This is a genomic window from Veillonella parvula, assembly GCF_024461875.1.
GTDB lineage: Bacteria > Bacillota > Negativicutes > Veillonellales > Veillonellaceae > Veillonella > Veillonella parvula_I.
Genome location: NZ_JANGAL010000003.1, coordinates 200,095 through 224,876 on the forward strand (window position 1 = coordinate 200,095; position 24,782 = coordinate 224,876).

Here is a 24,782-nt window from a genome sequence, read left to right on the forward strand (position 1 = left end):
CCATATATATAATTATGTACGGTATATGGTCAGAACTATTTAGTAGCTTGAAAATAAGGCGTAATATCGTGCTTGATTTTAGCAGCTCGTTCCTCATCACAAGTTTGAGGAATTTTGTAGCCTACATAGAGGGGCGTCGTTACATAACGCGCCACTACCTTGATGTAATCATAGCCGTCCTCAAGATTATATACGAAGTAATTATAGGACTGGCTAAAGTTTGCTACACTATGCAATACATAGCGCAAAATTTGTTGTAGTCGAAGGGCTACAGCACGAACCGGTGAATCTGGTTTGAAGCGAATATTGTACTCAAAGAACCCGATAATTGGATGGGTAGACAAGGTGATACGTACATCTTGATCCTCGTGCAAGAGCCAGCCCTCCATATTTTGAACCGTAATATCTTTGTGGTAATCATAATTTTCAAGACCTATGATTTGGCTGTGTGGATGGCGAATAGAGCCGCCGGACATATAGCCATAATTTTTGAAAAAGAGTACAGATTTGAACTCTTTACGCTGACGAGTTTCGCGCCACTTATCGAGACCAAATTGGAGAATGTGGGCAGCTTCATTTGCAGGTAAGGTGGAAAATTCGCCTTCGTCGGTTTCCGTTTCGATAATGACGGTAGGCCAAGTTTTTTCTAATACAGGATACTTGTTCATGAGCCATATAATATGACCTGATGTATCGAGAATATCCGTTAATTTGGAACGATCACAGAAGGGACAACGCACTTGTTCATTACGAATATTGACGGGCTTTGTGCGCCCTAATTCGATATTAAATCTAAGTGGTTTGTTCATCATGTGCCTCCTTCCTTGTAAGAAACTCTATACTCTTAATCATACCACAACTAGCGCATTCGTACATGAAATAATGGTATAATAATAGTGTGTTATTTTTGTGACTAAGGAGGCCCTATGAAACCAACGACGCTCGTATTTCCCATTGATGAACAAAATCGTATATTGTTAGGGCGTAAGAAGCGTGGTTTTGGGGCTAATAAATATAATGGTTTCGGTGGTAAACTTGATGATGGTGAAAGCTTCCGAGAGTGTGCCATTCGTGAACTCTATGAGGAATCTGGCCTTCAAGGACGTGTCGAAGACTTAGAATGTGTAGCGGCTTTTGATTTTCAATTTCCTTTTGATGAGAGCTTAACGCACGTAAGCTATGTGTATTTCTTGCGTACTTTCACAGGTACTGTAGAGGAAACAGATGAAATGGAGCCTCATTGGTTAGAGCCGAATCAAATTCCTTATGAACATATGTGGGATGGTGACCGCAGATGGTTGCCGATGTTGTTAGAAGGTAAGAAATTAAAAGGACCTATTGTGTTTGGACGAGATAATAATATGGTGGATAAGATGGATTTGACCACTGTTGATACCGTTCTTGAAAGCGAACACTTGGCGCGCATTGATTTGTATATTAATGGCTGATACGTATAGATTATTTGCGTTATATTGTCGAATATAGGTATTCTTTATACTATGCCGACGAATTTTAGTGTATACCTATTTAATTATTAACATAAATTTACTAACATCAAGATGATGGTTTGGTGGATTTTAAAATGTAAAAAGGGGCTATATGACCATGAGAGTGGTAATATGCTCCATAATTTATACTATTTTGAGGTAATATGACTGATAAAAAGAACCCAAAGTGGGTGCCACAGCTATTGGCGTGGTATGATGTGCATAAACGGGAGTTGCCGTGGCGCGATTGTGGGGACCCTTATAAGATTTGGGTTTCCGAGGTGATGAGCCAGCAGACGCGCATTGAGGCTATGAAGCCCTATTATGACAACTGGATGCGTCTATTCCCAACTTTGGAGGATTTGTCAAAGGCCTCCGAAGATGAGGTGGTTCACGCATGGCAAGGGCTTGGCTATTACAGTCGTGCTCGTAATTTACGGCTCGGTGTAAAGGATGTTGTTGAAAATTACGGTGGTATCGTGCCTCACGATCGTAAGACCATGGAGTCCCTAAAGGGCGTAGGTTCTTATACGGCTGGGGCCGTACTATCTATGGCGTACAACGAACCAGAAGCGGCTGTAGATGGCAATGTATTGCGCATCTATGCTCGTTTATATCGCATTTTTGACGATATTTTAAGCACTAAAGGGAAAAAGGCTATTACGGCCATCGTGGAGGAGACCTTGCCTCATGATCGACCTGGGGATTTTAACCAAGCCTTGATGGACTTTGGCTCTGCTGTGTGCATTCCAAAAACTCCACGTTGTGGGGAATGTCCTATTGTAAATATGTGCGCTGCCTATCAACATGAGGATACAGATAAACTGCCTGTGCGCATCAAGAAAACAAAGGTAGTAGAGGTGCCTTTATTCGTGGGCATCTTGAATTATAAAGGCTATTATTTGTTGCATAAACGGCCAAATCGTGGGCTTTTACGATCCATGTGGGAGTTTCCATCTGTAGAAATGGTATCGGCCTTTGACGAAGGAGAACGAGGCCTTGAGGAATTAGTTAAGCCCCTTGGCTTTGAGTTATCTTTGCAACCAGTACTTGTGAAAGAAATAACACATATTTTCTCTCACCGAAAATGGTTTATGAAAGCATTCCGCGGTGATTTAACGTACACAGGGAATGCGAATAATATATCGATTGCAGATATCCAACAGCAATTGCCAAAGGACTGGATGCTCATCAAGCGCGATGAGTTCTCCGACTATGCTTGGGCGGGTCCTCATGGTAAATTGACGGAAATCGCAAAATAATTTGTAGGAGTAATGAATGAGAATTCTATTTAATATTACTTTTTCTGCCATCCTCGTAATAGGGTTGGTAGGATTTTGGGCTCTATTCCTCAACTTGTGGAAGCCCAAAAAGAAATGGCCTGCCTGGGTGGGCTATATAATCATTATCGGTGCGTGGTTTGCTGCTATCCGATACTATATACTCAATCAAGTGGATTTATATGGTACGATGTACTATCCTTTGATGAATATGTTCCGTACCGAAAGCTACGGATTCCTCTTTGGCGTATTCCTAGCGATTCCTGTATTTATCATACTTAGTCTATTATATTGGACAATCAATAAGATTTGGGGCAAAACACCAGAGGAAAATAGAACGGGGCGTCGCGCCTTCTTTAGAACTGCTGCAACTATAGTGCCGTTGGCTACTATCGGTGGCTCTAGCTATGCTGCCTTTGCGGGTCAACAAGAGCTAGTGGTAACTCATGAAAGCTTTGGTTACACGAACCTACCACCTGGTTTGAAAAACTATAAAATTGTACAACTTAGTGATATTCATATAGGACCGAGTATCGACTTAGATGACTTTGATGAAATCCTGAAACTTGCACTTTTACAAAAACCTAATCGCGTTGTTATCACTGGCGACCTTATTGATAAGCTTGCATGGTTGCCGCAAGTCTGTGAAAGACTGACAACCTTTGCAAAACAAATCCCAGATGGTGTTGACTTTATCATGGGAAATCACGAGTATCATCACGATGTAAATAAGGTACTGGATTCACTTAAACGAAATACACCTATGAATATTCTCGTGAATAGTAATATTCAAATCATGGGTGGTAAACAACCTGTATATATTGCAGGTGTTGCATACGATAATGATCGAGAAAAAGAAAAGCGTGAAGCTATGATTGATAAGGCTTTATCTGGTATTCCAGACTATGCCTTTGTTATCCTATTGGCCCATCACCCTGAATTCTTCGAAGAATCTATTGAACGTAAAATTCCATTGACTCTATCTGGTCATACACACGGAGGTCAAATCGTATTCATGGGCATGCCATTAGTACCAACGGGCACACCATATACAAAAGGTCGCTATGTACAAGAACAAAGCGTGTGCTACGTTAATAATGGCACAGGACACTGGTTCCCAATCCGTATCAACTGTCCACGAGAAATTACGGTTATTACATTCTTTGATGGAGTAGCTTAGTTTGAAAGACAAACTCACTATAGGTATACATTAATGTATAGTAAATCCTTTATTTATAAAATCCTTATATGTATTATTGTGCTTATGCTATTTGATATCTCTCTAATCTACGATATGACAGCGGATATATATAAGAGATATCTCAAAATAGCAATACTAGTGGCAATTGGATGCCATTTAGACTTATATCTGGAACTCAGTAAACAAGAAATACTGCTAATACAGGCGTTTAAGGATGATACATTTAACGAGACCTATGAACTGTTAAATACAAAACAGGCTATTCTCATCATATTCTTGATTATATTAATGACTATAAACCTTGTGAATATATAGGTTTTATGTTAGGAGTAAGCATATGTTTTTAAAACTTTATAATTATTTTGTGCGAGTCTTAGTACTTTTTTTACTTATATGTATTCCATATAGTCTTGTCACAAATCCAGAGTTGATTGAAGATGAAGTAGATTTTTATTTCTTTATTATCGCATATGTTATAATACTTTTGTTTTATGTGGTATGGAACTATATTTATAACTATTTAAGACGTAAAAGAGGGTAGCATTTGTGTGCATTCATTTACCATTAGTTCTGAAATCTATCTTTTTTCGGTGATTGTTTTATATTGGATTATATAAAATACTGCTAAAAACTTTCACCATTATTGGTATCTATATGATAATTAAAAGTATGAAACAGTTTTTAGTTGATGAATTTAGTAAGTTTAAAATTGAAGTAGTAGCGTTAATTCAATATGTAAGAAATCTTAAAACATTTACGATGAATGTGCAAACTTATCTTTCAATAAATATTTTAGTTTTCTTGGGCATAGAAGCAAATATTTTCATGCTTTCTCTTCCTTTTGATAGAATATATAATCAAGAATACTATAATATGTTATTTTATGTAGGGCATACTCTTTATATTCTTTTTGTTTTTATTACAAATTACATGCGGTTGAATTATTATAAAAAGGCTTCTCTTAATTGGCTTAATGTCATTATAATGATTTCTTTAGTAATGGTTTTACTTTTGGGTAAAAGTATTACTATTTCTAGTTCTAATTTTAGCTTTAGAGGCACTACTGACTATATATTGGGGAATGAGGTACTATGGAGCGTAGATACACCTGAGATGTTCTTTCCTTTTCTGATGGGGCTGATACTATTTTGGGCATTTGGAATCGATAAATTGTGGTCTGCTCATAATACTATTGAAACTAATGGGATTATTTTTGATAATAAAGTTATTGATGTGTGTTGGGGCAATAGAAATGATTTAACCGATGGGCAGATCAAGACTTTAAAGTTGTATTATAGTCGTCAGGATACATATCCTTTTTGGGTTGATATCTATAAAAGCATTTTAATAGATAGTTTATGGTTTTATGGACGCAGTACTGTTCGTCAGTGGCATATGTTTAATGTGTTTTTAGCTTTTATTATGTATAATTTTGTTGTAACTTATACTATTGAGCCATCCATTCTAAGATATACTTTATACATTTATCTTACATATACTGTAATTACTATGATATGTAGACGCTTGATGGATACCAATAGTAGTATTTTTTGGCTTATTTGCTTATTTGTACCTTTAGTTAATATATATGTGCTGTATTTACTATATAATAAAACATCTGCATTATATGATCAGGAAAGTAACTCAATCTTTTATTATCCTTTATAACTGATATTCTCCTGCTATGAGAATCTAGTAGCAGGGGGTATGAAAAAGCTGAATTAGTGAGAAAAAATGAATAAACTAGAAGAGATAAGATGTTATCTAGACATGAACGAAGAGGTTGAGTTTAGATATAAAGGATTAGAGTGTTTTATAACTCCAAATAGTGTTATTTGGGAGTTTTGGATTAATGATGAATGTGTCATTAAAGAGCCAGATTTAGACATTTTTTTAATGATACCTTGCTTAGAAGATCACACAATTAGTGATATTTTTGCTAATGAGTTATATGATGAAAAATCTTTGTACATTTTTTAAACCTTTAATATCAGTGTTTATAAGGTAATTGGCAGCATCTTAAGGCTAAGTATGTTTGACTAGAAAAATTAGGAAGGAGTAAACATCAATGAGTGATTCGGGTGCTTCTTTATATGATGAAGTTTTTGAAGGCTTGAAATGTAACAGAGAGTTAGAAATATATTATAATGATTCCACATATGGGGTTGTTACTTATAGGACGTTATGGCAACTCTGGAAAGATGAGGATCTTTTAGCAGAATGTAATGATTTTTTACCATTATTAGAAAATCCATTAATAAATGGGAGGAGTTTAAAAGATATTATAGAGCAGAGCGAGTGTGGATTGCTTTTAATGTAAAAGGGTCTGAATTATAATCTAATGAAACTATAGAAGGAATGTAGATGATAGAATTAGAATCTATTAAGCAGATAAAAAGTCCAAGTTTAGAAAATGTTATAATTTTTGCTTTGCGATGTGCAAATTATATGATTATAAATGATAAACTTAATGGTTTAATTGTATTGGACCTGGAGTGGAGAGAAGTTAATAGAATTTATATAGGCGAACAATTATTACTTATTGAAGCAATTTACACAGATGTGGTGAGAAATAGAATTGTATTTAAGTTAGAGTCGTCTTTATGCTTTGTAGATATCGATGCACATTTTGTTAAGATAATACCTATTCCTAATAATATTAAGGAATTCTATTTTTATCAATTATATAAATTTAGTGATGACATAATTTTAATGCGTACCAATAAAGGGGTAGTATCTTTGTCATTGATTGATTATTCTGTTCGTATTATAGATGAAATAGCAGACTATGATGAAAAATTTGCATATTTTGTTTATGAAAGTGAAATAAAAGAGTCCTTTCTTCATAATGGAAAATTAGTATGCTTGGATACAAATAATATTACGATATTAGATAATCTAAAAAAGATTCAGATTCAAAACCCTATTTCTGTTCCGTATTTTGACATATCTGTGACTGATAAATATGGTTTAGCTGTTGCAGAGAATCAATTACAGATTTTTAATCTCAATGGAGATATAAAAAGCAAGATATTATCATATAAAAGACCATGGTATGGTGGGAGAGCTGATATAGTTGAAAAAGATGATGGACTTCATCTATATGTTATAAGTCGTAATGATTTGGACGAATTAACAAGTCTTTCAGAATATGTAATTCCATTTGACAAGACGCCTAGTTATGTAATTTTATTATAAGCTTTATACGACTTATTAAAGGTGAGATTTGATTTAGATATTTTGTAACTCTACGTTTAGAATAATTGCCTAACTAAAAGAAGGACTGTAAACGAATGCTTTAAAGTAGTATTTCGTTTACAGTCCCTTTTATATTCCGTTCATTTGAGGTATGAGAGGATGTTACAGATATTTCATAGAGATGAGAGAGATTTTATTTCATGCGAACTGCTTCAGCAAATTCGTCTTCGGTCATGAGTTTTTCTTCCAAGATGATTTCTTTAATAGAGCAACCGCGTTTGTACGCTTCTTTTACCACCTTAGCGCTCTTGTCGTAGCCAATATATGGTGTTAAGGATGTAGCAATCATGAGGGATTGTTCTACGAAGAAGTTGAGTTTTTCAGGTACAAATTCTACGCCGTCGATACAGTGTGTTGTGAAGGAATTCATCGCATCTGCGAGGAGGCGACAGCTTTCAACAAAGTCATAGATCATGATAGGCATGTATACGTTCAATTGGAACGCACCGCTACCTGCACAGAGCGTCATAGTTGTATTGTGGCCGAATACTTGGGCGCATACCATGGTCAAAGCTTCACATTGAGTAGGATTTACCTTGCCTGGCATGATGGAGGAGCCCGGTTCGTTTTCAGGAAGATGCCATTCGCCGTAGCCACAGCGAGGGCCAGAGCCTAAGAAGCGCACATCGTTAGCGATTTTGAATAGGGTAGTCGCTAATGTGTTAAGTGCACCGTGAGCCATCATAAATGCATCTTTGAGAGCAAGTCCTTGGAATTTGTTATTCTTAACACGGAATGGAGCGCCTGTAACCTCTGGCAATACAGTTTCCATAACGTCTAGATAGCCCTTAGGTGTGTTCACACCTGTACCGACCGCAGTACCACCAAGTGCTACGTCGAGAAGGTGGTCAGCATTTTGAAGGAGCATAGTTTTGGCAGTTTTTAGGCCGTCCACAAAGGCGCTAATTTCTTGGTCTACCATGATGAAAGTAGCATCTTGTAGGTGGGTACGACCAACTTTTTGCAATCCTTTTCCTTTTTTTTGCAATTTTTCAAAGGATCCGATAAGGCCGTCCAATGCAGGAATTACGCGTTTTGTAATTTCAAAGTATGCACAGATATGCATTGCCGTAGGGAATGTATCGTTTGTACTTTGACCGCGGTTTACATCGTCGTTAGGATGAAGCGGATTGGATTCATCTAACTGTTTAGCTCGGTGAGCGATTACCTCGTTCACATTCATGTTAGTTTGTGTGCCGGAACCTGTTTGGAATACGGTTAACGGAAATTCATCATCCCATTTTCCGTCCACGATCTCATCTACTACTTGAGCGATGAGTTTCGCTTTTTCCTCAGTTACTGCGCCACACTTTGCATTGGTTAAAGCACATGCTTTTTTTACAAGCGCAAGCGCCTTGATTTGTTCAATAGGGATGCGGTGGTCACCGATTTTAAAATTATTGAACGAGCGTTGCGTTTGAGGTCCGTAAATTCGTCTAGCGTCGACTTCGACTGGTCCCATTGAATCATATTCAATTCTTGTTTCCATAATGTTTACAACCTCCTTAAAAGACATGCCGACCCTACTGTCGGTACTTTAATTATATAAAATCCTGTATATTTGTACAGAATAAAAGAGAATGATTTCTATTTTCATATAATTGATGGGTGTATATGCATAATGCGCATATACACCTATCTCCTCCCTACAATATATATGTGATGATTTATATTTAATTTGTATATATGTTTTATATAATGCTGATCTGAGAGGGAGAAGGCGATAGCCCAAAAACGACTTAGCGGCCCCGCGAAGCGGGGTGGGTGGCTTTGGAGGCTTTTGGGCTATTGCCTTTCCCATAGCTCAAGGGTTGGAGAAAATATGTATACATTATAAATATCGCATATATATTGAAATCATCGCTTTAACACGATAAAATGGAAGTAGCTTAGTATATTGTTTTAAGTTTATGATTTCACAGAGGAGGTAAGTACTTATGAAACATGACTTTACGAGCCATGACCTTCATCTGCCGGAACTGACGTTACGTGGGATGCTACTTGGTGCATTGATTACTGTTATTTTTACAGCATCTAACGTATATCTCGGTTTGAAGGTAGGTTTGACGTTCTCGTCATCCATTCCGGCAGCTATTATTTCAATGGCAATTTTACGGTTCTTCAAGGATTCTAATGTTCTTGAAAATAACATGGTACAAACGCAGGCTTCTGCGGCTGGTACATTGTCCGCCATTATCTTTATTTTGCCAGGTTTACTCATGCTTGGGTATTGGAATGGCTTTCCATTCTGGCAAACATTCTTGCTCTGTGCCTGTGGTGGCTCTCTAGGTGTATTATTCACCATTCCATTGCGTCGTGCCATGGTAGTGAATAGCGATCTACCATATCCTGAAGGTCGTGCAGCAGCAGAAATTTTGAAGGTTGGCTCTCACAATGGTGAACAAGGCCCTCAATCTAGCTCCGGTATGACAGACATTGTGTCCGGTGGCTTTGTAGCTGGCCTTATTAGCCTTTGTGCAAATGGTTTCAAAGTGCTTGGCGATAGCATGAGCTTCTGGATTCCTGTAGGTAGCAAAGGGATTACTCAAATTCCTTTGGGCTTCTCTACAGCGTTGTTAGGTGCTGGTTATCTTATTGGTATCGCCTCTGGTATCGCTATCCTCGTTGGTGTACTCATCGCGTGGGCTGGCTTCGTACCTTACTTCACTAATATGTTTACTCCAGATGGCGGTGCTACTGCCAAGTTTGCAATGGCTGTTTGGAAATCTAAAGTTCGTTTTATCGGTGCTGGTGCTATCGGTATTGCTGCGATTTGGACTTTGATTACCTTAATCAAACCTATCATCGAAGGCATGAAGATTTCTGTAAAATCTATGAATAGCAGTTCCGCTGAACGTGAATTGCATCGTATGGATACAGATATGAGTACAAAATCCGTTTTAGGTGTATTCATACTTATTCTTATTGGATTAGTATTTACATTCTGGGATTTCGTATCTGTCGTACCTATTAGTGCAGGTTTAATGTGGACACTCGTTGTAGTAGGTATCGTAGTAGCTTTATTGATTGGCTTCTTCGTAGCTGCAGCATGTGGCTATATGGCAGGCCTTATCGGTACATCTGCTTCTCCAATTTCTGGTATCGGTATTTTAGCGACTATTATTTCTTCCTTGGTTGTATACTTTATCGCAGCGGAAAATAATTTATTTGCTACACAAGAAGGTGTTCAGTTCGCTACCGCTATGGCTATCTTTATGACATCCGTAGTTATTGCGATTGCATCTATTTCTAATGATAATTTACAAGATTTGAAGACTGGCCAACTCGTTGGTGCTACACCTTGGCGTCAACAAATTGCCTTGTTACTTGGTTCTGTAGCCGGTGCCATTGCAATTGCTCCAGTTCTTAACTTGCTTTACCAAGCATACGGTTTCACAGGTGCGTTACCACGTGCTGAAATGGATCCAAACGCTGCATTATCTGCTCCTCAAGCGACTTTGATGACTACCATTGCGCAAGGTATCTTCAACTCTAGCATGGATTGGGATTATATCTTAATCGGTGTTGGCGTTGGTGTTGTGGCTATTATCGTCAACTTGATTCTCAAGAGCACAACTGCTACCTTAACATTGCCTCCGTTGGCTGTTGGTATGGGTATTTATTTACCACCTACTTTAGAAGTACCACTTATTATTGGTTCTTTCATCAGCTACTTCGTAGGTCGTTATCTTGTAGCTCGTGCTAAAATGCGTGCCGGTGAGCTTGCTGACTACGATGTAGAGCAATCCAATCGCCGCGGTGTTCTCTTTGCTTCTGGTCTGATCGTTGGTGAAAGCTTGATTGGTGTAATCATAGCTGTTATTATTGTATTGTCTGTTACAACTGGTGGTGGGGAAGCTCCACTTGAATTAGTAGGTCCTGAATTTGAAAGCACAGCACAATGGTTAGGATTGCTTGCATTCATATTCGCTGGTCTCTATCTTGTTCGCCGTGTTGTTACACACAAGTTCAATAAAGAAGAAGCTCTTGCTATGAAAGCTGAGCAAGAACAATAAGAGGTTAAACAATGAAATTAAAACAGTCTGTACTCATCATTATGGCTGCTGCATTGCCAGTAGTCTCCTTCGCAGCAAGCGAAGTAATACCTGTAACACAAGATACTGTAAATGTACAAGCAAATCAAACAAATGCGAAACGTGTAAATCGTAATGATTTAACATATCGTATTTCTAGTACTGCTACACCTGAGCAGAATCGTGCGTTGCGCTCTAAAGCGTCTAAAGTAGATCGTAATGCAGTTGAAGTGGTAGCTCCAAATGCGGACCGTTATATGGATCGTAAAGAGGTTGCTGTATCACCTGTGGAATCTACTACAGATCATTTGGATTTAGTATTCCCAGAGGTTAAATCTGTTAGCCCTGCGGTAGAAAAAGCAATCAATACGACCATCAAAAAGTATGTTTCTAAAATACAAAATGATGTAGAAAAGTTAAATGCTAAAGAATCTGATAAAACAAATGTAGTTATGTACTATGATGTTAAAACAGATAAAAACGGTATTTTCAGCGTATTGATTCATACATATACAATGCGTGATCATGATGCCAATGGTGTAAACTATGTAAAAGGCTTCACATTTAACACCACAACAGGTCGACAATTGTCCTTGTACGATCTTGGTGGTCTTAATAAAAAAGAATTGGTGAATGCGATTAATAATAATCAAGATGTGAAAGATAAATTAGGTGGCGATGTAAATATCGATAAAATGCCTACTGAATTCTACACAACAGATGATTATTCCGTTGTAATGATCTTGCAACAAGACGTAGATTCAATCCATAGCGCAGGTACGGTATATGTACCAGTTGGTATCTTGCGTGACCGCGAAAATGATGTAACAAAAAAATAATCGAACTGTGTAAATTCGATTATGTGTGTATAGTAACAGCTGTTTAATTGTGAAAAGAACCGCTCCAAAGGGGGCGGTTCTTTTTTTCTATGTTATTGTTTGTCGTTATAATAGTTTACGCGCGGTGGTAATGGGAATTGAATATTTCCGTCTGACTTTGTAAGCGGTTCTGGTGGTAATTGTAAGAATACATTATCATGGAATTTCTTTTTAAATGCTTTCAATGTCGATTTTTGAATAGAATCAACGGTAATGAGAAGGGCACTCGTATCAGTATTTGGGGAAATGGAAAGAATCTTTCCTTGAGGTTCTTTTTGTTGGTAAAGGGCAATGGCATCGGATTGATACTCCTCTAGTTGGGCCTGATTTAATTTACCTTTTGATACGACTACAGTTCTATCTAGCTGTGGATCATGAGCTTCTGTAATTGCTTTGGAGACGAGGTCAGTTTTCTTTTGATCCGTTAAAGATGCATGTAATTGGCCTGCCTCCCAGAAGAGGGCCCCGTCTTGACGGAATTTGGTGAAATCATTGCCATAACCTAATGCTTTGTCGATGATATTAGCTGTTTTATTTTCTACTTGTTGCTTGAACAATGTGTTGTGGAAGGCAAGTGCTTGTTCTGTTTGTGTCATGCGGTACGCAATTTCCGCGGCTTCTGCACGAGTTACATATTTTTCAGGGTTAAACAATGTACCTGGAGCGTAGTTTGTGAACCCAAGATAGGCAAGCTCGCGAACGGCATCTTGTGCCCAAGGAGCCACGAATTTTTGGTCTCCATAGGATATATTATCAAGAACTGTTGGGTCTTCAGTGGTATATCCTAAGTAATGGATATAGTTATCTGCTACTACCGCAAACTCTTGGCGGGACATATATTTTTCTGGTTTATATGTGTCATCACCATATCCGCTGATGATATTCTTGCGAGCTACAGATTCAATAGCAAGAGCAGACCAACGGTCAGATGTAATATCTTTAAATTTACTTGATAAGAAGGCGGCTGTACCATCATCCGTAATATTGTTGAAGAGCGCTGCTACTTCTTCACGTGTCATAGGTTGGTTAGGTCGGAATGTACCATCGGAATACCCCTTCATTAGGTTTGCTTTTGTTACAGTGCTAATCGAGTTAGCTGCCCAAAAATCACTAGGCACATCTGTAAAGATGTGGGCGCGGATTTTTTGAATATCTTGCGGCGTACCGATAGAGGTGTTTACAATTGCAGGTAAGGCAGTATTAGTAGATTTAACGTTAGCCGCTTCTGTTTTAGTAGTCTCCATCTTCGTAGCATCTGTTTTAGCCATTGGTGCTTTAGTTGTTTCCATTTTAGTGGTTTCAACAGTGATTGCAGGAGCATGAGTTGTAGTGGTTGTGTTTGCAGAAGCAAAACCAAGGCCTGTTGTAGTCAATAATGTGCCGAGTACGAGGGCACGTAATGCGTGAGGGGTATTCTTGTACATAAAAATCCTTCCTAATCATGGTAAAGGCTAGCGCTTGATAGCCGTAGAATATAAACTTTCACCAGCATAAAAAGCTATATCCGTCGCATCATAGTCAATTAGTTGCCATGCATTGTGATATACAACAAAGCAGCGTAGTACTATTGAGTATACGCTGCCTTGGCTGGTTAAGTGTAACGCCGATTAGCGTTTTACTGTCATTTTTACTTTGGAACCGAATAATTTAGAGATCCCTTGTTGTGTTTCTTTAGATGCTGTAGATACAACTGCGTAAAGTTGGTTATTTTCTACATCAGGGAATGTAGCTAGAATTGTACCTGCTTTTTCATTTTTGTTGTAGTAGTTGCGGAAGTTTGTATCAATTGCATCGTATTCAGCTTGGCTGTACTGGGAAGATTCAACTACAACATAGTTATTTACAGTGGAATCACCACGGTTTGCAAGGTTAGCTTTTACTGTGGAAATATCGCTGTCTGTTTTTAAAGCTACGTGTAATTGGTTGTCACGCCAGTACATTACGCCATAATTTTGGAATGCATCTTCTGTTTTGTAAGTTTTATTTAATTCAGAAAATACTTTGTCTTCTAATGCAGCTTGTTGTTTTTGATCAAGTGCTTTTAGTGTGCTACGACGAACAGGGCGAACTGTGTGAGTAGGTTCAGCTTTTTCAGCTACTGCAGCATCTTTATTGCCTTTTACGTCTTTGTCAACTTTTTTTGCATCAGATTTTACAGCTTTATCAGCTTTAGCTACATCTTTTTTAGCGTCTTTACTTACTTTAGATGTATCTTTCTCTAATGCTGTATCAGCTTTTTTGGCATCTTCTTTTACAGTTGTTTCAGCTTTAGCTTCAGTTGTACTGTGTTTCGGTGTTGCAAGGCCAGCACCATTAAGCATGCGGTTCAAGATTGTTGCCGCTTGTGCTCTTGTTACAGGTTGTTTAGGGTTAAAGTTTTCTGTTGCCCCAGATGCTACGATGCCACGTTGAGCCATGTATTGGATATCTGCCAAGTAAGCAGAGGAGATGCTAGCTTCGTCTTTAAATGTTACTTTTTCTACTTTTACAGGTGTAGAAAGATTTAATTTTTTAGCTAGGCTAGCGGCGGATGCAACGAATTGTTCGCGGTCCATAGTTTTGCTAGGTGTGAAAGCTGTTTTAGATGTGCCTTCCATTACGCCTGCAGCACTAACTAATTTGATAGCAGAGCTAGACCAACGATCTGCTTCCACGTCAGAGTAGGCGGTAGAGGATTCTTTTGTTGCAATCTCCGCTAATTCTTGTTCGTTTAAGTTGTGTTGTAGCACTTTGCCATAAATAGCAGCTGCTTGCTCACGAGTAATTTGTGCACTAGGTTTGAATGTATTATCAGCATAACCAGAAAGGTAACCGGCTTGTGTCATTGCTTGGATAGCATCGCGAGCCCAGTTATCTTTTGTGTCAGGGTATATACCAGCAGGTAAGTTTTCTTTAGCTTTTACAGCTTTTTTACCTTCTACCTTTACAGCATCTTCTTTTACATCATTTTTTACAGAAGTATCAATGCGTTTAACGTCATTTTTTACAGAAGTGTTAACGCGTTTAGCATCATTTTTTACGGATGTATCAGTGCGTTTAGCAGCGTTTTTAGCAGATGCATCAGCATGTTTTGCATCACGTTTTACAACTGTGCTACCATGTTTAGCATCATTTTTGACGGATGTATCAATACGTTTAGTATCGTTTTTAACAGATGTATCAACACGGTGTTCATCCGCTTTAGCAGAAACTTCAGCTCTAGTAGCCACATTAGATACTTCGGATTTTATATGAGTCGCAGTTGTTTCAGCGTGAGCCATGCTGAATGTAGAGCCAAGGGCCAATGTAATTGCTAAAGACAAAGATAATTTATTTAGTTTCATGAAAAGGGCTCCTTTCAAACTATACTTATATAAAATAAATTATAACACTTTTTAAATTTATACACTACTATAAGAAAATGTAATATATAAGGATAAAACTTACATGAATTTGAAAAATTAAGTTTGATTATATAAATATAGAATGAAATATAGATAAAAGTTGATTTTCTAGTAGTTAAAAATGCAAAATGATAAACATTCGCAAAATCTAGATTTCATGGGGCTTTTACAAGAAAAAATGATAAATGAAATAATAGATGTGATAAAATTCAATGTTTGCTATTACAAAAAGTCATAACGATATAAGAAATAAAAGGGTACATACGAATATAGCAATTCTTTGGACAATATCTACATGATTAATTTATAATTATAGCGATGAGCTTTTGAATATTTATTTGAAAGCATAAGTAATGTTCAGGGCAGAAATTTAGTCGAAAAATTCACTACTAAAAATTGCCATAACACATACATATCAAAATTTTTTATTAGGTTAAGTACTAGAAAAGACGAGGAAGATAATATGAAAATTCATCTTTTCCAACAGTGTTTGATTGACATGTTCTACCCTCATGTAGGTATGGCTGGTGTAGAAGTACTTGAAAGATTAGGTTGTGAGCTTGTAGTACCTAAGAAACAAGTATGCTGTGGACAAATGTTTACTAACTCCGGTTACAATGACGCAGCTATGGATGCAATTAAGAATACAATCGAATGCTTTGAGAACGCTGAATATGTAGTTAGCATGTCCGGTTCTTGCGCTTTTGCAATCCGCGATGAATATCATCATTTCTTAAAAGATCAACCAGAGTGGTTGGCGCGCGCAGAAAAATTGAGTGGTAAAATTTACGAATTCACTCAATTTATTACTGACGTATTAGGTGTTGAAGATGTAGGGGCTCGTTTCAACGAATCCGTAACATACCATACATCTTGCCACGTAACTCGTTTGATGGGCATTAAAGAGCCTCCTTTCAAACTCCTTAAAAACGTTAAAGATATCAACTTGATTGAATTACCACGTGCAGATCGTTGCTGTGGTTTCGGCGGTACTTTCTCAGTTAAAAACCCTGAAATCAGTGAAGTTATGACACGCGAAAAAGCATTGGAAATTGCTGGCACAGGTGCCAACGTTATCTCCGGTTCTGACCAAGCGTGCTTGATGAACATCGCTGGTATGCTTGATCGTCTTCATAAAGAAGGCGAAATTGATCGCCGTATCAAAGTTATGCATATTGCTGAAATCTTAAACTGCCGTTAAGGAGGAGACGACATGGCACTTATATATGACAATCGCCCCTATAAAACACGTATAAAAGAATGTTTGGCTGACGATTTCAAAGTTGCAGCTATTAAAAAAGCACAAGACGTGTTTTATGATAAACGTAATACAGTAGTTGCGGATGTTCCTGAATGGTTAGATTTCCGCGCTGAAGCGGCTAAAATTCGCGATCACGTACTTAACAACTTGGATTACTATGTAAGTCAATTTGCTGACAATGCTGAAAAAGCTGGTTCTAAAGTTCACTTTGCGTTCGATGACAAAGAAGCGACTCAAATTGCATTAGATATCCTTCGCCAACGCGAAGCAAAAATGATCGTTAAATCCAAGACTATCTTAACTGAAGAAATTGGTTTGAACGAAGTGTTAGAAGAAGCTGGTATTGAAGTTAACGAAACTGACTTGGCTGAATTTATTTTGCAAACTGCAGTAAGTCCTCCATCTCACATCGTAGTACCAGGTCTTCACTTTGAACGTAACAAAATCCGCGAAATTTTCGCTGAAAAATTAGGTTATACAGGAACTGAAAACCCTACGGAAATGACTCACTTTGTACGCGGTTATGTACGTGAGCGCTTCTTAAAAGCTGATGTAGGTGTTAACGGCTGTAACTTTGCAGTTGCTGAATCTGGTACATGTACAATCGTTTCCAACGAAGGTAACGGTCGTATGGCTAGTTCTATTCCTAAGACTCAATTGATCTTCTTAGGTACAGAACGTATTGTTCCTGATTTTAAAGCTCTTGATGTTATGATGGAAATGTTGAACCGTTCTGCAGTAGGTTCTAAGATTTCTAACTACTTCTCCATGATGACTGGTCCTGCGCGTCCTGGTGAAGCTGATGGTCCTGAAGAAACTCATATCATCATTATTGATAACGGCCGTTCTGGCATCTTGGGTGGTACATTCCAAGAAATGCTACGTTGTATCCGTTGTGGTGCATGTATGAATATCTGTCCTGTATACCGTCATGTTTCTGGTCATGGATATGGTTCTGTATATCCAGGTCCAATGGGTGCTGTATTGACTCCATTATTCAAAGGTTACGATGTAGCCGGAGATCTTCCATATGCTTCTACATTATGCGGTGCATGTACAGAAAACTGTCCAGTAGCTATTCCATTGCATGAATTGTTGATGGAGCACCGTCATATCATGGCTGATATTGAAAAGACTCGTCCAAAAGCAGAAGAAGCTATCTTCACAGCAGCTGCTAAGATGTTCGGTAATGCAACATTATTTGATCTTGGCACAAAAGCTGGTGCTATCGGCATGAACTTAATTAGTAATAAAGAAGGTAACATGCCTGAATGGACTCAAGCTATTCCAGTTATGAACGGTTGGACTAAGTCTAAAGAGTTGGGTTCCTTGAAATTCAAGAAATTCCGTGATTTATATGCTGAACATGAAAAGAACAAGAAGAAGGAGAAAAAATAATGGATGTAGCTAAACGTAATCAATTTATTGCACGTTTATCTCGTGCATTAGGCCGTGATCAAGAAATGTGCCCTGCTTTTGTAGAAGGCTTTGATTATAGCCATGGTCCTCAAGAAACTATGTTCCAAGATTTGAATCGCGATCAAATTTTGACAATGTTTAAGGAACAATGTCAACGTGTTGGTACAAAATTCGTTGAAACTACACCTGACAAACTAGGTGAAACAATTTTGGCAGCTATCGACGACTGGGGAAACGGTAAAATTGTATTCCCAAGCTCTCCTGAAGTAGAAGAATATAAATTAAAAGAATTGTTTGAACAAGATGCAGCCAATAATGGCGGCACTCGTACATACTTCCAATGGGATCCAGCTAAAGGTCGTGAAGAATGTATTTCTAATACTGCTAATGCTGATATTGGTATTACATTCCCATACTGCGGTATTGCGGAAACTGCTACTGTAGTACAAGCTTCTGGTGAGGATTCTGGCCGTGTGATTAGTTTGTTGCCTACAACACATATTGCTGTGTTGTATACTGACACAATTAATCCTCGCATGACACAAACAATGGAACATTTGGCTGAACGGTATCATAACGATCCAGCTAAGTTCCCTACAAATATCTGCTTGATTTCTGGTCCGTCCCGTACGGCGGATATCGAATTGGTAACTGTAGATGGTGCTCATGGTCCTATCCAAGTAACTTATATCTTAGTTAATAGATAATATAATAGCTAGATTTACTAAAGGCGATTTTCTTTTAGAAAATCGCCTTTTTGGTGCATATATTACAGAATACATTAAATGTTATCAAAAATTAAATATTGTACTTGTATTTTTTTCGATATATGCTATACTAAGTTCATAACCTATTATTGTGATATGAATTAAAGAGGTGTATTATGAATATTCCATTCTTTACAGATTACCTCATGTTAAGCAATCCATTAAGTATTGGTATTATCGCGGTGTTCGTGCTCGTGTTAATAGGTATTTATGTATTGCAACGCAAGGGCACATCCTTCGGTAATCTCGTTATTATTGGTACTATTGCTGGTGCCGTACTTGGTATAGCGGTCCAAATTATTGCAGGCTTCCCTGATGATCCATCCAAAGTGGTTTATATCAAGGAAAGTACAAAGTGGTTCTCTCTCGTAGGGGGCGGTTTCATCGACTTAATCCGCATGCTTGTTATTCCTATCGTTTTTATCTCTATTGTTCACGTTATTTTGCACATGGAGGCAGGTGCTAACCTCAAAAAGTTAGTAGTTGCTATGATTTCTACGAATCTCGGCATGGTAGCCGTTGCGGCTATAGTCGGTCTAATTTTGGGGAATGCCTTCGGTTTAGGTCAAGGTTTTGATATTGTTGAATCTGGTAAGAAGATTCGTGAAATCAAACCTATGGTTGATACATTCCGAGCACTAATTCCAAGCAATCCAATTCAAGCGGCTGCTGAAACAAATGTTATCGGCATTGTTGTATTTGCAATTATCTTGGGTAGCGTAGCTCGTCTATTAAAACAAACAGGGACAAACTCTATGGAGGTGTTCACAAAACTATTTGATGAACTTCACCAACTGATTTCCTGGGTAGCTGATTTCATTATTGGCCTTATGCCATATGGTGTAGTTGCCTTATTAGCTTCTACATTGGCAACACGCGGTGTACAAGCTATTCTCGATATGGGCTTGTTCGTAGTATTACTGTACGTTGGTCTTTTGATTATGTTTGTTGTACAAGCAATCTTGATTACTAGCTTTGGTTACAATCCGATTACATACTTCAAGAAAGCGAAAGCACCACTCTTATTGGCGTTTACTTCTCGTTCTTCGATGGGGGTATTGCCATTAACTGTAGAGACCTTGACAAAACGTCTTGGCGTAAATGCTACAACGGCTAATACGGTGGCTTCCTTCGGTACTACTGCGGGCATGCAAGGTTGTGCCGGTGTATTCCCTGCACTTGTTGTGGTTTACATTTCTAATGTAGCGAATATTCCATTCGATATGACTATGTATATCATGAGTGTTATCGTTATTGCTATTGGTTCTGTTGGTATTGCAGGCGTGCCAGGTACGGCTACAATGGCGGCATCTGTATCCCTTAGTGGCACAGGCCTTGGAGCGTACTTCACCTCCATTAGTCCAATTCTAGCTATCGATCCATTGATCGACATGGGCCGTACATGCTTGAACGTATCTGGTTCCTTAACAAATGCTCTCGTAGTAGATAAAATCATGGGAACTATCGATAAAGACGCATACAATAATCCTAATGAAGGTTGAGTATAAAAACTAGCAACACTGAGTATAAAAACTAGCAACACTTAATTATATAAATTATTATATAAAAGGGGCTGTAGCTGGATGTGGTAAAACCACATTTGGTTACAGTCTCTTTTTGTTTTTTTAAAAGTGATAATTATTACAGATTGTAAACTATATTATTAATAATCGATATTGAAATTGTGAGCTTAGCTACTAACATACTTATGCATATATGGTATACTAAGCGTTATAAAGTTACGAATTATGCTTAATAAATATAAGCCAAGAGGGTAATAGTATGATTACACAAGAATTGAAAGATCGATTAATTGCAGATTATCCAAAGTTTGAGGATATGACACATAAGTTCTATAAGAAAGAACTATCTATTGCAGATTATAAAGGGCAGTCTGGTGCCTATGGTAGTTACGCTGAGCGCGGTGCAAATACTGGTATGAGCCGTTGGCGTTTCAATGGTGGCCGCATGACGCGCGAGCACATGCAGTTTCTAGCGGACTCCATTCGTAAATATAACCTACAACATGTACATTTCACTACTGGCCAATGCTTACAAATGCACGGCCTCGATGGTGATACAATATTAAAGCTCTATAAGGAATGTTATGACCACGGTATTTACAACCGTGGTGCTGGTGGTGATAATCCCAATGTAGTAGCTAGTATTTTACGTGGCATTGATCCTCGTGAAACTTTAGATATTACGCCATATGCAACAGCTATTAGTGTATTTCTTATGGAGCAAATGTTCTATATCAAGATCCCTCGCAAATTTAAAATGGGTATAGATAATGGTTTTGATAGTACCCCACATTCTACGTTCAAGGACCTAGGTTTTAACTTAACAAAACACAATACTTTTGATGTGTATGCTTGTGGCGGTATTGGTCCTAATCCTCGCATTGGTATTCCGGTGGCACATGATGTAGCACCTGAGGATGTTTTGTACCATGTGAAAGCTATGCTTATGGTTTTTGCTAACCATGGTAATTTCAAAAACCGTGGTAAGGCTCGTACCCGTTACATGCCTGCTGAAATGGGTGGGGCGGAAGCTTTCATCAAGATCTATGAAGAAACCCTAGCTATGGTAAAAGAAGTAGAACACCTAACTATTAATCCAGCTGATTATGCTTATGAAATTACAAAAACTGGTAAGCGTGATGATTCTGTGGAAAATTATCGTATTCACCGTCAAAAACAAGAAGGTTTATATTACGTAGAATATCATCCGGCAGGTGGCGATGCGAACGTAGAACACTTGCTGGCAGCCCTTGACTATGCGGTGACACTTGACCAAGTAGAAGCACGTATTGCGCCAGATCAAGCATTGTTCTTCATCAATCTCACAGCTGATGAAGCACGCAAAATTGCGGAATTAACTGATGATAGTGCCGAAAATGATTTTCGCCGTTCCGTATCTTGCGTTGGTTCTACTATATGTCAGATTGGAATGCAAGACTCTAACGGTCTTTTGAAAGATATCTTCGCACACCTTGAAAAAAAGGGCGTAGATACAAGAAAACTACCTCGTTTACATATATCTGGTTGCCCACACTCCTGTGGTACACACCAAATTGGCGAAATTGGTTTCCATGGTGCTGTAAAATTAGTAGATAAGAAACCTATGGTAGCATTTATCCTTGTAGACGGTGGCTCAGAACACATGGGCTCTGAAAACTTCGGTAAAATGGCTGGCAATATTGTAGCTACAAAAATTCCAGAATTTTTGGAATCTTTGGCAAATATTCTAAACGAATCTCCAGAACCAGACTTTGGGACATGGAGAATGACACACAAAGCGCAATACATGGAGCTTATAAAAGCATTTGAGTAAATGTGGTTTCCGCTTGTGATGGGGCCCTAGCATATAAGTAGTTTCTACGTCGATTGCTATGGGGCCCCGTTTCATTGCGACAACTTAATTAAAAATAAAACTGGGTACCTCTTTGCTCCGTCCTTCGTAAAGTCGCTGCAGAGGTACCCAGTTTCATTTTTATAATACCTGATGTAAATTAGTCCCATAGCAAAGCGACTTACCCTACTAATATACAGAGCGGCCCCATGACAAGCTACATTCGATATTTACTCAATATGCTTTTATAATTAGAGGAACGGAGAGGCGAGAGTGGCTAAGTAGTTTTGACTGAATTTGCATCAAGACTAGCCAGTAGATTAGCCTCTGGCTAGTCCTTCCCATACGGTGGGCATGGCGCTACTACTATAATGTTTATTATAATGTGTAAAATGACAGTGTTTTCTATGATTTATTTCAAGGTGTAATTGTAATGACTCTATATAAGTATTAGCTAGATTATTTACGCTTTTGGATGGGGCATCTTTATAAATACAGTGATAAAAAAGTAAGAATACGCTTGTGCAGCGACTTTGCGAAGAACGGAGCAAGCAAGCGTATTCTTACTTTTTTTACCAAGTTGTATTAATGAAACGGGGCCCCATCCAAAAGGCAAATATAGGAACAGGGATTAGCTCCATTACAATTAGAATAATTGTTTAAAACTAGATATGACTTGATTTTGTATGTTATAATAGGCTTTATAGTAGTATTTGGAGGATATTCAGATGTTATTTACCGTCAATACAGAAGTCTGTACACGATGCGGCCTTTGCGTTGCTGACTGTCCGACCGGATTGCTGGTGATGTCCGATGCTGGACCTGTAACTGGCAGGGGAGGTTGTATCTCCTGTGGGCATTGTATTTCCGTATGCCCAACGCTTGCTCTTGATAGCGATATGACACCGCGTAAGGAGCAAATCGATATTACAAAGGAACCTAAGTTAACGCCTGAGCAAGCTGAGCTATTCATGCGTAGTCGTCGCTCTATTCGTAACTATCAAAATAGACCAGTCCCTGTAGAGCTCATTCGCAAAGTGCTAAACGTTGCAAGAATGGCGCCAACAGCGACTAACACACAAGGTATTTCGTATATAGTAATCCGAGATAAACAAACGTTGCGCCGTATTGCTGATCTTGTTCTAGAGTGGATGCATCTGGCTGCAAAAACAGTACCGATTATGCGTCTCTATGCTCGTGCTGCTCAAGCAGAGGTAGATAAAGGCAAGGAGTATATCTTGCGCGATGCGCCGGCTCTCGTAGTGGCAATTGGCTCTAAAAAAGATATTCATCGTACCCATGATAGTGGTCACTCTTGCTTGTCTTATGCTGAGCTATATGCGCCGACTTTAGGCCTTGGTACTTGTTGGGCTGGTTTCTTTGAACATGCTGGAGAAGCTGAATACCAACCATTATTAGATGAATTAGGTGTACCTGATGATAAAATTGTAGCTGGTGGCATTCTTATGGGATATCCTAAAGTACGATATCGCAATATTGTAGAGCGTCAACCATTAGATGTTGCATTTGATACAGAAGAGTAAAAAAGAGATGCCCCAATGATTGTAATCATTGGGGCATCTCTTTTTAGTTATATAGTGACGATATAAACTTTATTAGTTGGCAGTTGTAATAGTGCCTTTGAATGTTTCGTCGATGTATTGTTTAATAGCATCAGATTTGTAAATATCTGCAATTTTTTTGTATGTTTCGTTGTCTTTGTCTTCACTACGAACTGCAAGTACGATAACTGTTAGTGGTTCATCTTTAGATTCGAAGAAGAAACCTTGTTTTTCTACACTAAGACCAGCACTTTGCACATAGTTCATTGGAATAACTGCAATTGTTACATCATCTAGACTACGAGGTAATTGAGCTGCTTCTAGTTCTTGAATCTTTATATTCTTCGGGTTAGATGTGATATCTGCAACTGTTGCTTTGAAGCCGACACCATCTTTTAACGTAATTAATCCAGCTTTAGCTAATAATGCTAATGCACGACCACCGTTAGTAGGGTCATTTGGGATAGAAACAGTAGCGCCTTCAGGTACATCTTGTACGCTGTGTACGCTATTACTATATAAGCCCATACGCACCAAAATTGTTTTACCGATTGCTACTAAGTTGGAACCATTTTGTTTGTTAAAGTTTTCCATAAATGGTACATGTTGATAAGCATTCAGTTGAATATCGCCATCTGCAAGGGCTTTATCAGGTGTTACATAGTCTGAGAATTCAACTACTTTAAGATCGATTCCTTGTTTTTTAGCTTCTTTTGCTACAGCTTCAGCTACTTGTGCATGAGGACCAGATGTAGCACCTATTTTGATTTCTTTTTGTGTTTGTGTTGATTGATTTGATGTACTACCACAACCAGCGATAGCAAATGCAAGAGCACCGATAAGTAATGGTGCTAACAATGTTTTTAATTTCATATAATCATCCCTTTCAAGTCTTATA

At 38.3% G+C, this 24,782-nt stretch carries 20 protein-coding genes; 15 read left to right on the plus strand and 5 right to left on the minus strand.

Annotated features, from left to right (window positions below; all coding sequences use genetic code 11):
• Positions 1–35 precede the first annotated feature (35 nt).
• Positions 36–809: a DUF4931 domain-containing protein gene (locus NE668_RS06750; protein WP_227037290.1), complete on the minus strand. Its 774-nt coding sequence runs from the start codon at positions 807–809 to the stop codon at positions 36–38.
• A 117-nt stretch (positions 810–926) separates the two neighbouring features.
• Between NE668_RS06750 and NE668_RS06755 the strand changes: the two genes are divergently transcribed.
• The 7 genes from NE668_RS06755 to NE668_RS06785 all read left to right on the plus strand — a co-directional run bounded on the left by NE668_RS06755 (position 927) and on the right by NE668_RS06785 (position 7,166).
• Entirely contained in the window at positions 927–1,448 is a 522-nt protein-coding gene (locus NE668_RS06755) for an 8-oxo-dGTP diphosphatase (RefSeq protein WP_227037291.1), read from the plus strand.
• Positions 1,449–1,651: 203 nt separating this feature from the next.
• Positions 1,652–2,749, plus strand: a complete 1,098-nt coding sequence (gene mutY, locus NE668_RS06760; RefSeq protein WP_008602214.1) for an A/G-specific adenine glycosylase — start codon at positions 1,652–1,654, stop codon at positions 2,747–2,749.
• 16 nt (positions 2,750–2,765) lie between these two features.
• Positions 2,766–3,947, plus strand: coding sequence for a metallophosphoesterase (locus tag NE668_RS06765; RefSeq protein ID WP_227037292.1), 1,182 nt, complete (start codon positions 2,766–2,768; stop codon positions 3,945–3,947).
• 690 nt (positions 3,948–4,637) lie between these two features.
• Positions 4,638–5,636 (plus strand): DUF805 domain-containing protein, encoded by a 999-nt coding sequence (locus tag NE668_RS06770; RefSeq protein ID WP_227037293.1) that lies wholly within the window; start codon positions 4,638–4,640, stop codon positions 5,634–5,636.
• Between the two features lie 66 nt (positions 5,637–5,702).
• A complete protein-coding gene (locus NE668_RS06775) occupies positions 5,703–5,948 on the plus strand; it encodes a hypothetical protein (RefSeq protein ID WP_227037294.1) in 246 nt (81 codons plus the stop codon).
• A gap of 88 nt (positions 5,949–6,036) precedes the next feature.
• Entirely contained in the window at positions 6,037–6,288 is a 252-nt protein-coding gene (locus NE668_RS06780) for a hypothetical protein (RefSeq protein WP_227037295.1), read from the plus strand.
• 44 nt (positions 6,289–6,332) lie between these two features.
• Positions 6,333–7,166: a hypothetical protein gene (locus NE668_RS06785; RefSeq protein ID WP_227037296.1), complete on the plus strand. Its 834-nt coding sequence runs from the start codon at positions 6,333–6,335 to the stop codon at positions 7,164–7,166.
• A gap of 193 nt (positions 7,167–7,359) precedes the next feature.
• Here the strand turns inward: NE668_RS06785 and NE668_RS06790 are convergent, their stop codons facing one another.
• A complete protein-coding gene (locus NE668_RS06790) occupies positions 7,360–8,715 on the minus strand; it encodes a class II fumarate hydratase (RefSeq protein WP_077707746.1) in 1,356 nt (451 codons plus the stop codon).
• Between the two features lie 448 nt (positions 8,716–9,163).
• Between NE668_RS06790 and NE668_RS06795 the strand changes: the two genes are divergently transcribed.
• Both NE668_RS06795 and NE668_RS06800 read left to right on the plus strand, forming a co-directional pair.
• Positions 9,164–11,242, plus strand: coding sequence for an OPT family oligopeptide transporter (locus NE668_RS06795; protein WP_227037297.1), 2,079 nt, complete (start codon positions 9,164–9,166; stop codon positions 11,240–11,242).
• An 11-nt stretch (positions 11,243–11,253) separates the two neighbouring features.
• Positions 11,254–12,099: a polysaccharide deacetylase family protein gene (locus tag NE668_RS06800; protein ID WP_004698216.1), complete on the plus strand. Its 846-nt coding sequence runs from the start codon at positions 11,254–11,256 to the stop codon at positions 12,097–12,099.
• Between the two features lie 92 nt (positions 12,100–12,191).
• Here the strand turns inward: NE668_RS06800 and NE668_RS06805 are convergent, their stop codons facing one another.
• Both NE668_RS06805 and NE668_RS06810 read right to left on the minus strand, forming a co-directional pair.
• Positions 12,192–13,562 carry an S-layer homology domain-containing protein gene (locus NE668_RS06805; RefSeq protein ID WP_227037298.1) on the minus strand — a complete coding sequence of 457 codons (1,371 nt, stop codon included), beginning with the start codon at positions 13,560–13,562 and terminating at the stop codon, positions 12,192–12,194.
• A gap of 183 nt (positions 13,563–13,745) precedes the next feature.
• A complete protein-coding gene (locus tag NE668_RS06810; protein ID WP_227037299.1) occupies positions 13,746–15,461 on the minus strand; it encodes an S-layer homology domain-containing protein in 1,716 nt (571 codons plus the stop codon).
• Between the two features lie 523 nt (positions 15,462–15,984).
• On the opposite strand from NE668_RS06810, the gene NE668_RS06815 reads away from it, so the two are divergent.
• The 6 genes from NE668_RS06815 (at position 15,985) to NE668_RS06840 (ending at position 23,866) form a co-directional block, all read left to right on the plus strand.
• Complete coding sequence (locus tag NE668_RS06815; RefSeq protein WP_004694880.1) at positions 15,985–16,722, plus strand: (Fe-S)-binding protein; 738 nt, start codon at positions 15,985–15,987, stop codon at positions 16,720–16,722.
• Between the two features lie 12 nt (positions 16,723–16,734).
• Complete coding sequence (locus NE668_RS06820; RefSeq protein WP_004694882.1) at positions 16,735–18,180, plus strand: LutB/LldF family L-lactate oxidation iron-sulfur protein; 1,446 nt, start codon at positions 16,735–16,737, stop codon at positions 18,178–18,180.
• Positions 18,180–18,908, plus strand: a complete 729-nt coding sequence (locus NE668_RS06825; protein WP_004694884.1) for a LutC/YkgG family protein — start codon at positions 18,180–18,182, stop codon at positions 18,906–18,908. The genes NE668_RS06820 and NE668_RS06825 overlap by 1 nt, the downstream gene beginning before the upstream one ends.
• A 176-nt stretch (positions 18,909–19,084) precedes the next feature.
• Positions 19,085–20,470, plus strand: coding sequence for a cation:dicarboxylate symporter family transporter (locus NE668_RS06830; RefSeq protein ID WP_227037300.1), 1,386 nt, complete (start codon positions 19,085–19,087; stop codon positions 20,468–20,470).
• Positions 20,471–20,750: 280 nt separating this feature from the next.
• Positions 20,751–22,304: a nitrite/sulfite reductase gene (locus NE668_RS06835; RefSeq protein WP_227037301.1), complete on the plus strand. Its 1,554-nt coding sequence runs from the start codon at positions 20,751–20,753 to the stop codon at positions 22,302–22,304.
• 746 nt (positions 22,305–23,050) lie between these two features.
• On the plus strand, positions 23,051–23,866 hold the full coding sequence (locus NE668_RS06840) for a nitroreductase family protein (protein ID WP_227037302.1): 816 nt from the start codon (positions 23,051–23,053) through the stop codon (positions 23,864–23,866).
• A gap of 72 nt (positions 23,867–23,938) precedes the next feature.
• On the opposite strand, the gene NE668_RS06845 is transcribed toward NE668_RS06840, so the two are convergent.
• On the minus strand, positions 23,939–24,757 hold the full coding sequence (locus NE668_RS06845; RefSeq protein ID WP_004694891.1) for a MetQ/NlpA family ABC transporter substrate-binding protein: 819 nt from the start codon (positions 24,755–24,757) through the stop codon (positions 23,939–23,941).
• Between the last annotated feature and the right edge of the window lie 25 nt (positions 24,758–24,782).

What these genes read in the sequence shown, in the direction of transcription:
- NE668_RS06750 (WP_227037290.1), bottom strand. Translation starts at nt 809, where the DNA reads ATGAACAAACCACTTAGATTTAATATCGAATTAGGGCGCACAAAGCCC.
- NE668_RS06840 (WP_227037302.1), top strand. Translation starts at nt 23,051, where the DNA reads ATGTTATTTACCGTCAATACAGAAGTCTGTACACGATGCGGCCTTTGC.
- NE668_RS06845 (WP_004694891.1), bottom strand. Translation starts at nt 24,757, where the DNA reads ATGAAATTAAAAACATTGTTAGCACCATTACTTATCGGTGCTCTTGCA.
- NE668_RS06815 (WP_004694880.1), top strand. Translation starts at nt 15,985, where the DNA reads ATGAAAATTCATCTTTTCCAACAGTGTTTGATTGACATGTTCTACCCT.
- NE668_RS06835 (WP_227037301.1), top strand. Translation starts at nt 20,751, where the DNA reads ATGATTACACAAGAATTGAAAGATCGATTAATTGCAGATTATCCAAAG.
- NE668_RS06755 (WP_227037291.1), top strand. Translation starts at nt 927, where the DNA reads ATGAAACCAACGACGCTCGTATTTCCCATTGATGAACAAAATCGTATA.
- NE668_RS06790 (WP_077707746.1), bottom strand. Translation starts at nt 8,715, where the DNA reads ATGGAAACAAGAATTGAATATGATTCAATGGGACCAGTCGAAGTCGAC.
- NE668_RS06810 (WP_227037299.1), bottom strand. Translation starts at nt 15,461, where the DNA reads ATGAAACTAAATAAATTATCTTTGTCTTTAGCAATTACATTGGCCCTT.
- NE668_RS06820 (WP_004694882.1), top strand. Translation starts at nt 16,735, where the DNA reads ATGGCACTTATATATGACAATCGCCCCTATAAAACACGTATAAAAGAA.
- NE668_RS06775 (WP_227037294.1), top strand. Translation starts at nt 5,703, where the DNA reads ATGAATAAACTAGAAGAGATAAGATGTTATCTAGACATGAACGAAGAG.
- mutY (WP_008602214.1), top strand. Translation starts at nt 1,652, where the DNA reads ATGACTGATAAAAAGAACCCAAAGTGGGTGCCACAGCTATTGGCGTGG.
- NE668_RS06825 (WP_004694884.1), top strand. Translation starts at nt 18,180, where the DNA reads ATGGATGTAGCTAAACGTAATCAATTTATTGCACGTTTATCTCGTGCA.
- NE668_RS06805 (WP_227037298.1), bottom strand. Translation starts at nt 13,562, where the DNA reads ATGTACAAGAATACCCCTCACGCATTACGTGCCCTCGTACTCGGCACA.
- NE668_RS06785 (WP_227037296.1), top strand. Translation starts at nt 6,333, where the DNA reads ATGATAGAATTAGAATCTATTAAGCAGATAAAAAGTCCAAGTTTAGAA.
- NE668_RS06795 (WP_227037297.1), top strand. Translation starts at nt 9,164, where the DNA reads ATGAAACATGACTTTACGAGCCATGACCTTCATCTGCCGGAACTGACG.
- NE668_RS06770 (WP_227037293.1), top strand. Translation starts at nt 4,638, where the DNA reads ATGAAACAGTTTTTAGTTGATGAATTTAGTAAGTTTAAAATTGAAGTA.
- NE668_RS06765 (WP_227037292.1), top strand. Translation starts at nt 2,766, where the DNA reads ATGAGAATTCTATTTAATATTACTTTTTCTGCCATCCTCGTAATAGGG.
- NE668_RS06830 (WP_227037300.1), top strand. Translation starts at nt 19,085, where the DNA reads ATGAATATTCCATTCTTTACAGATTACCTCATGTTAAGCAATCCATTA.
- NE668_RS06800 (WP_004698216.1), top strand. Translation starts at nt 11,254, where the DNA reads ATGAAATTAAAACAGTCTGTACTCATCATTATGGCTGCTGCATTGCCA.
- NE668_RS06780 (WP_227037295.1), top strand. Translation starts at nt 6,037, where the DNA reads ATGAGTGATTCGGGTGCTTCTTTATATGATGAAGTTTTTGAAGGCTTG.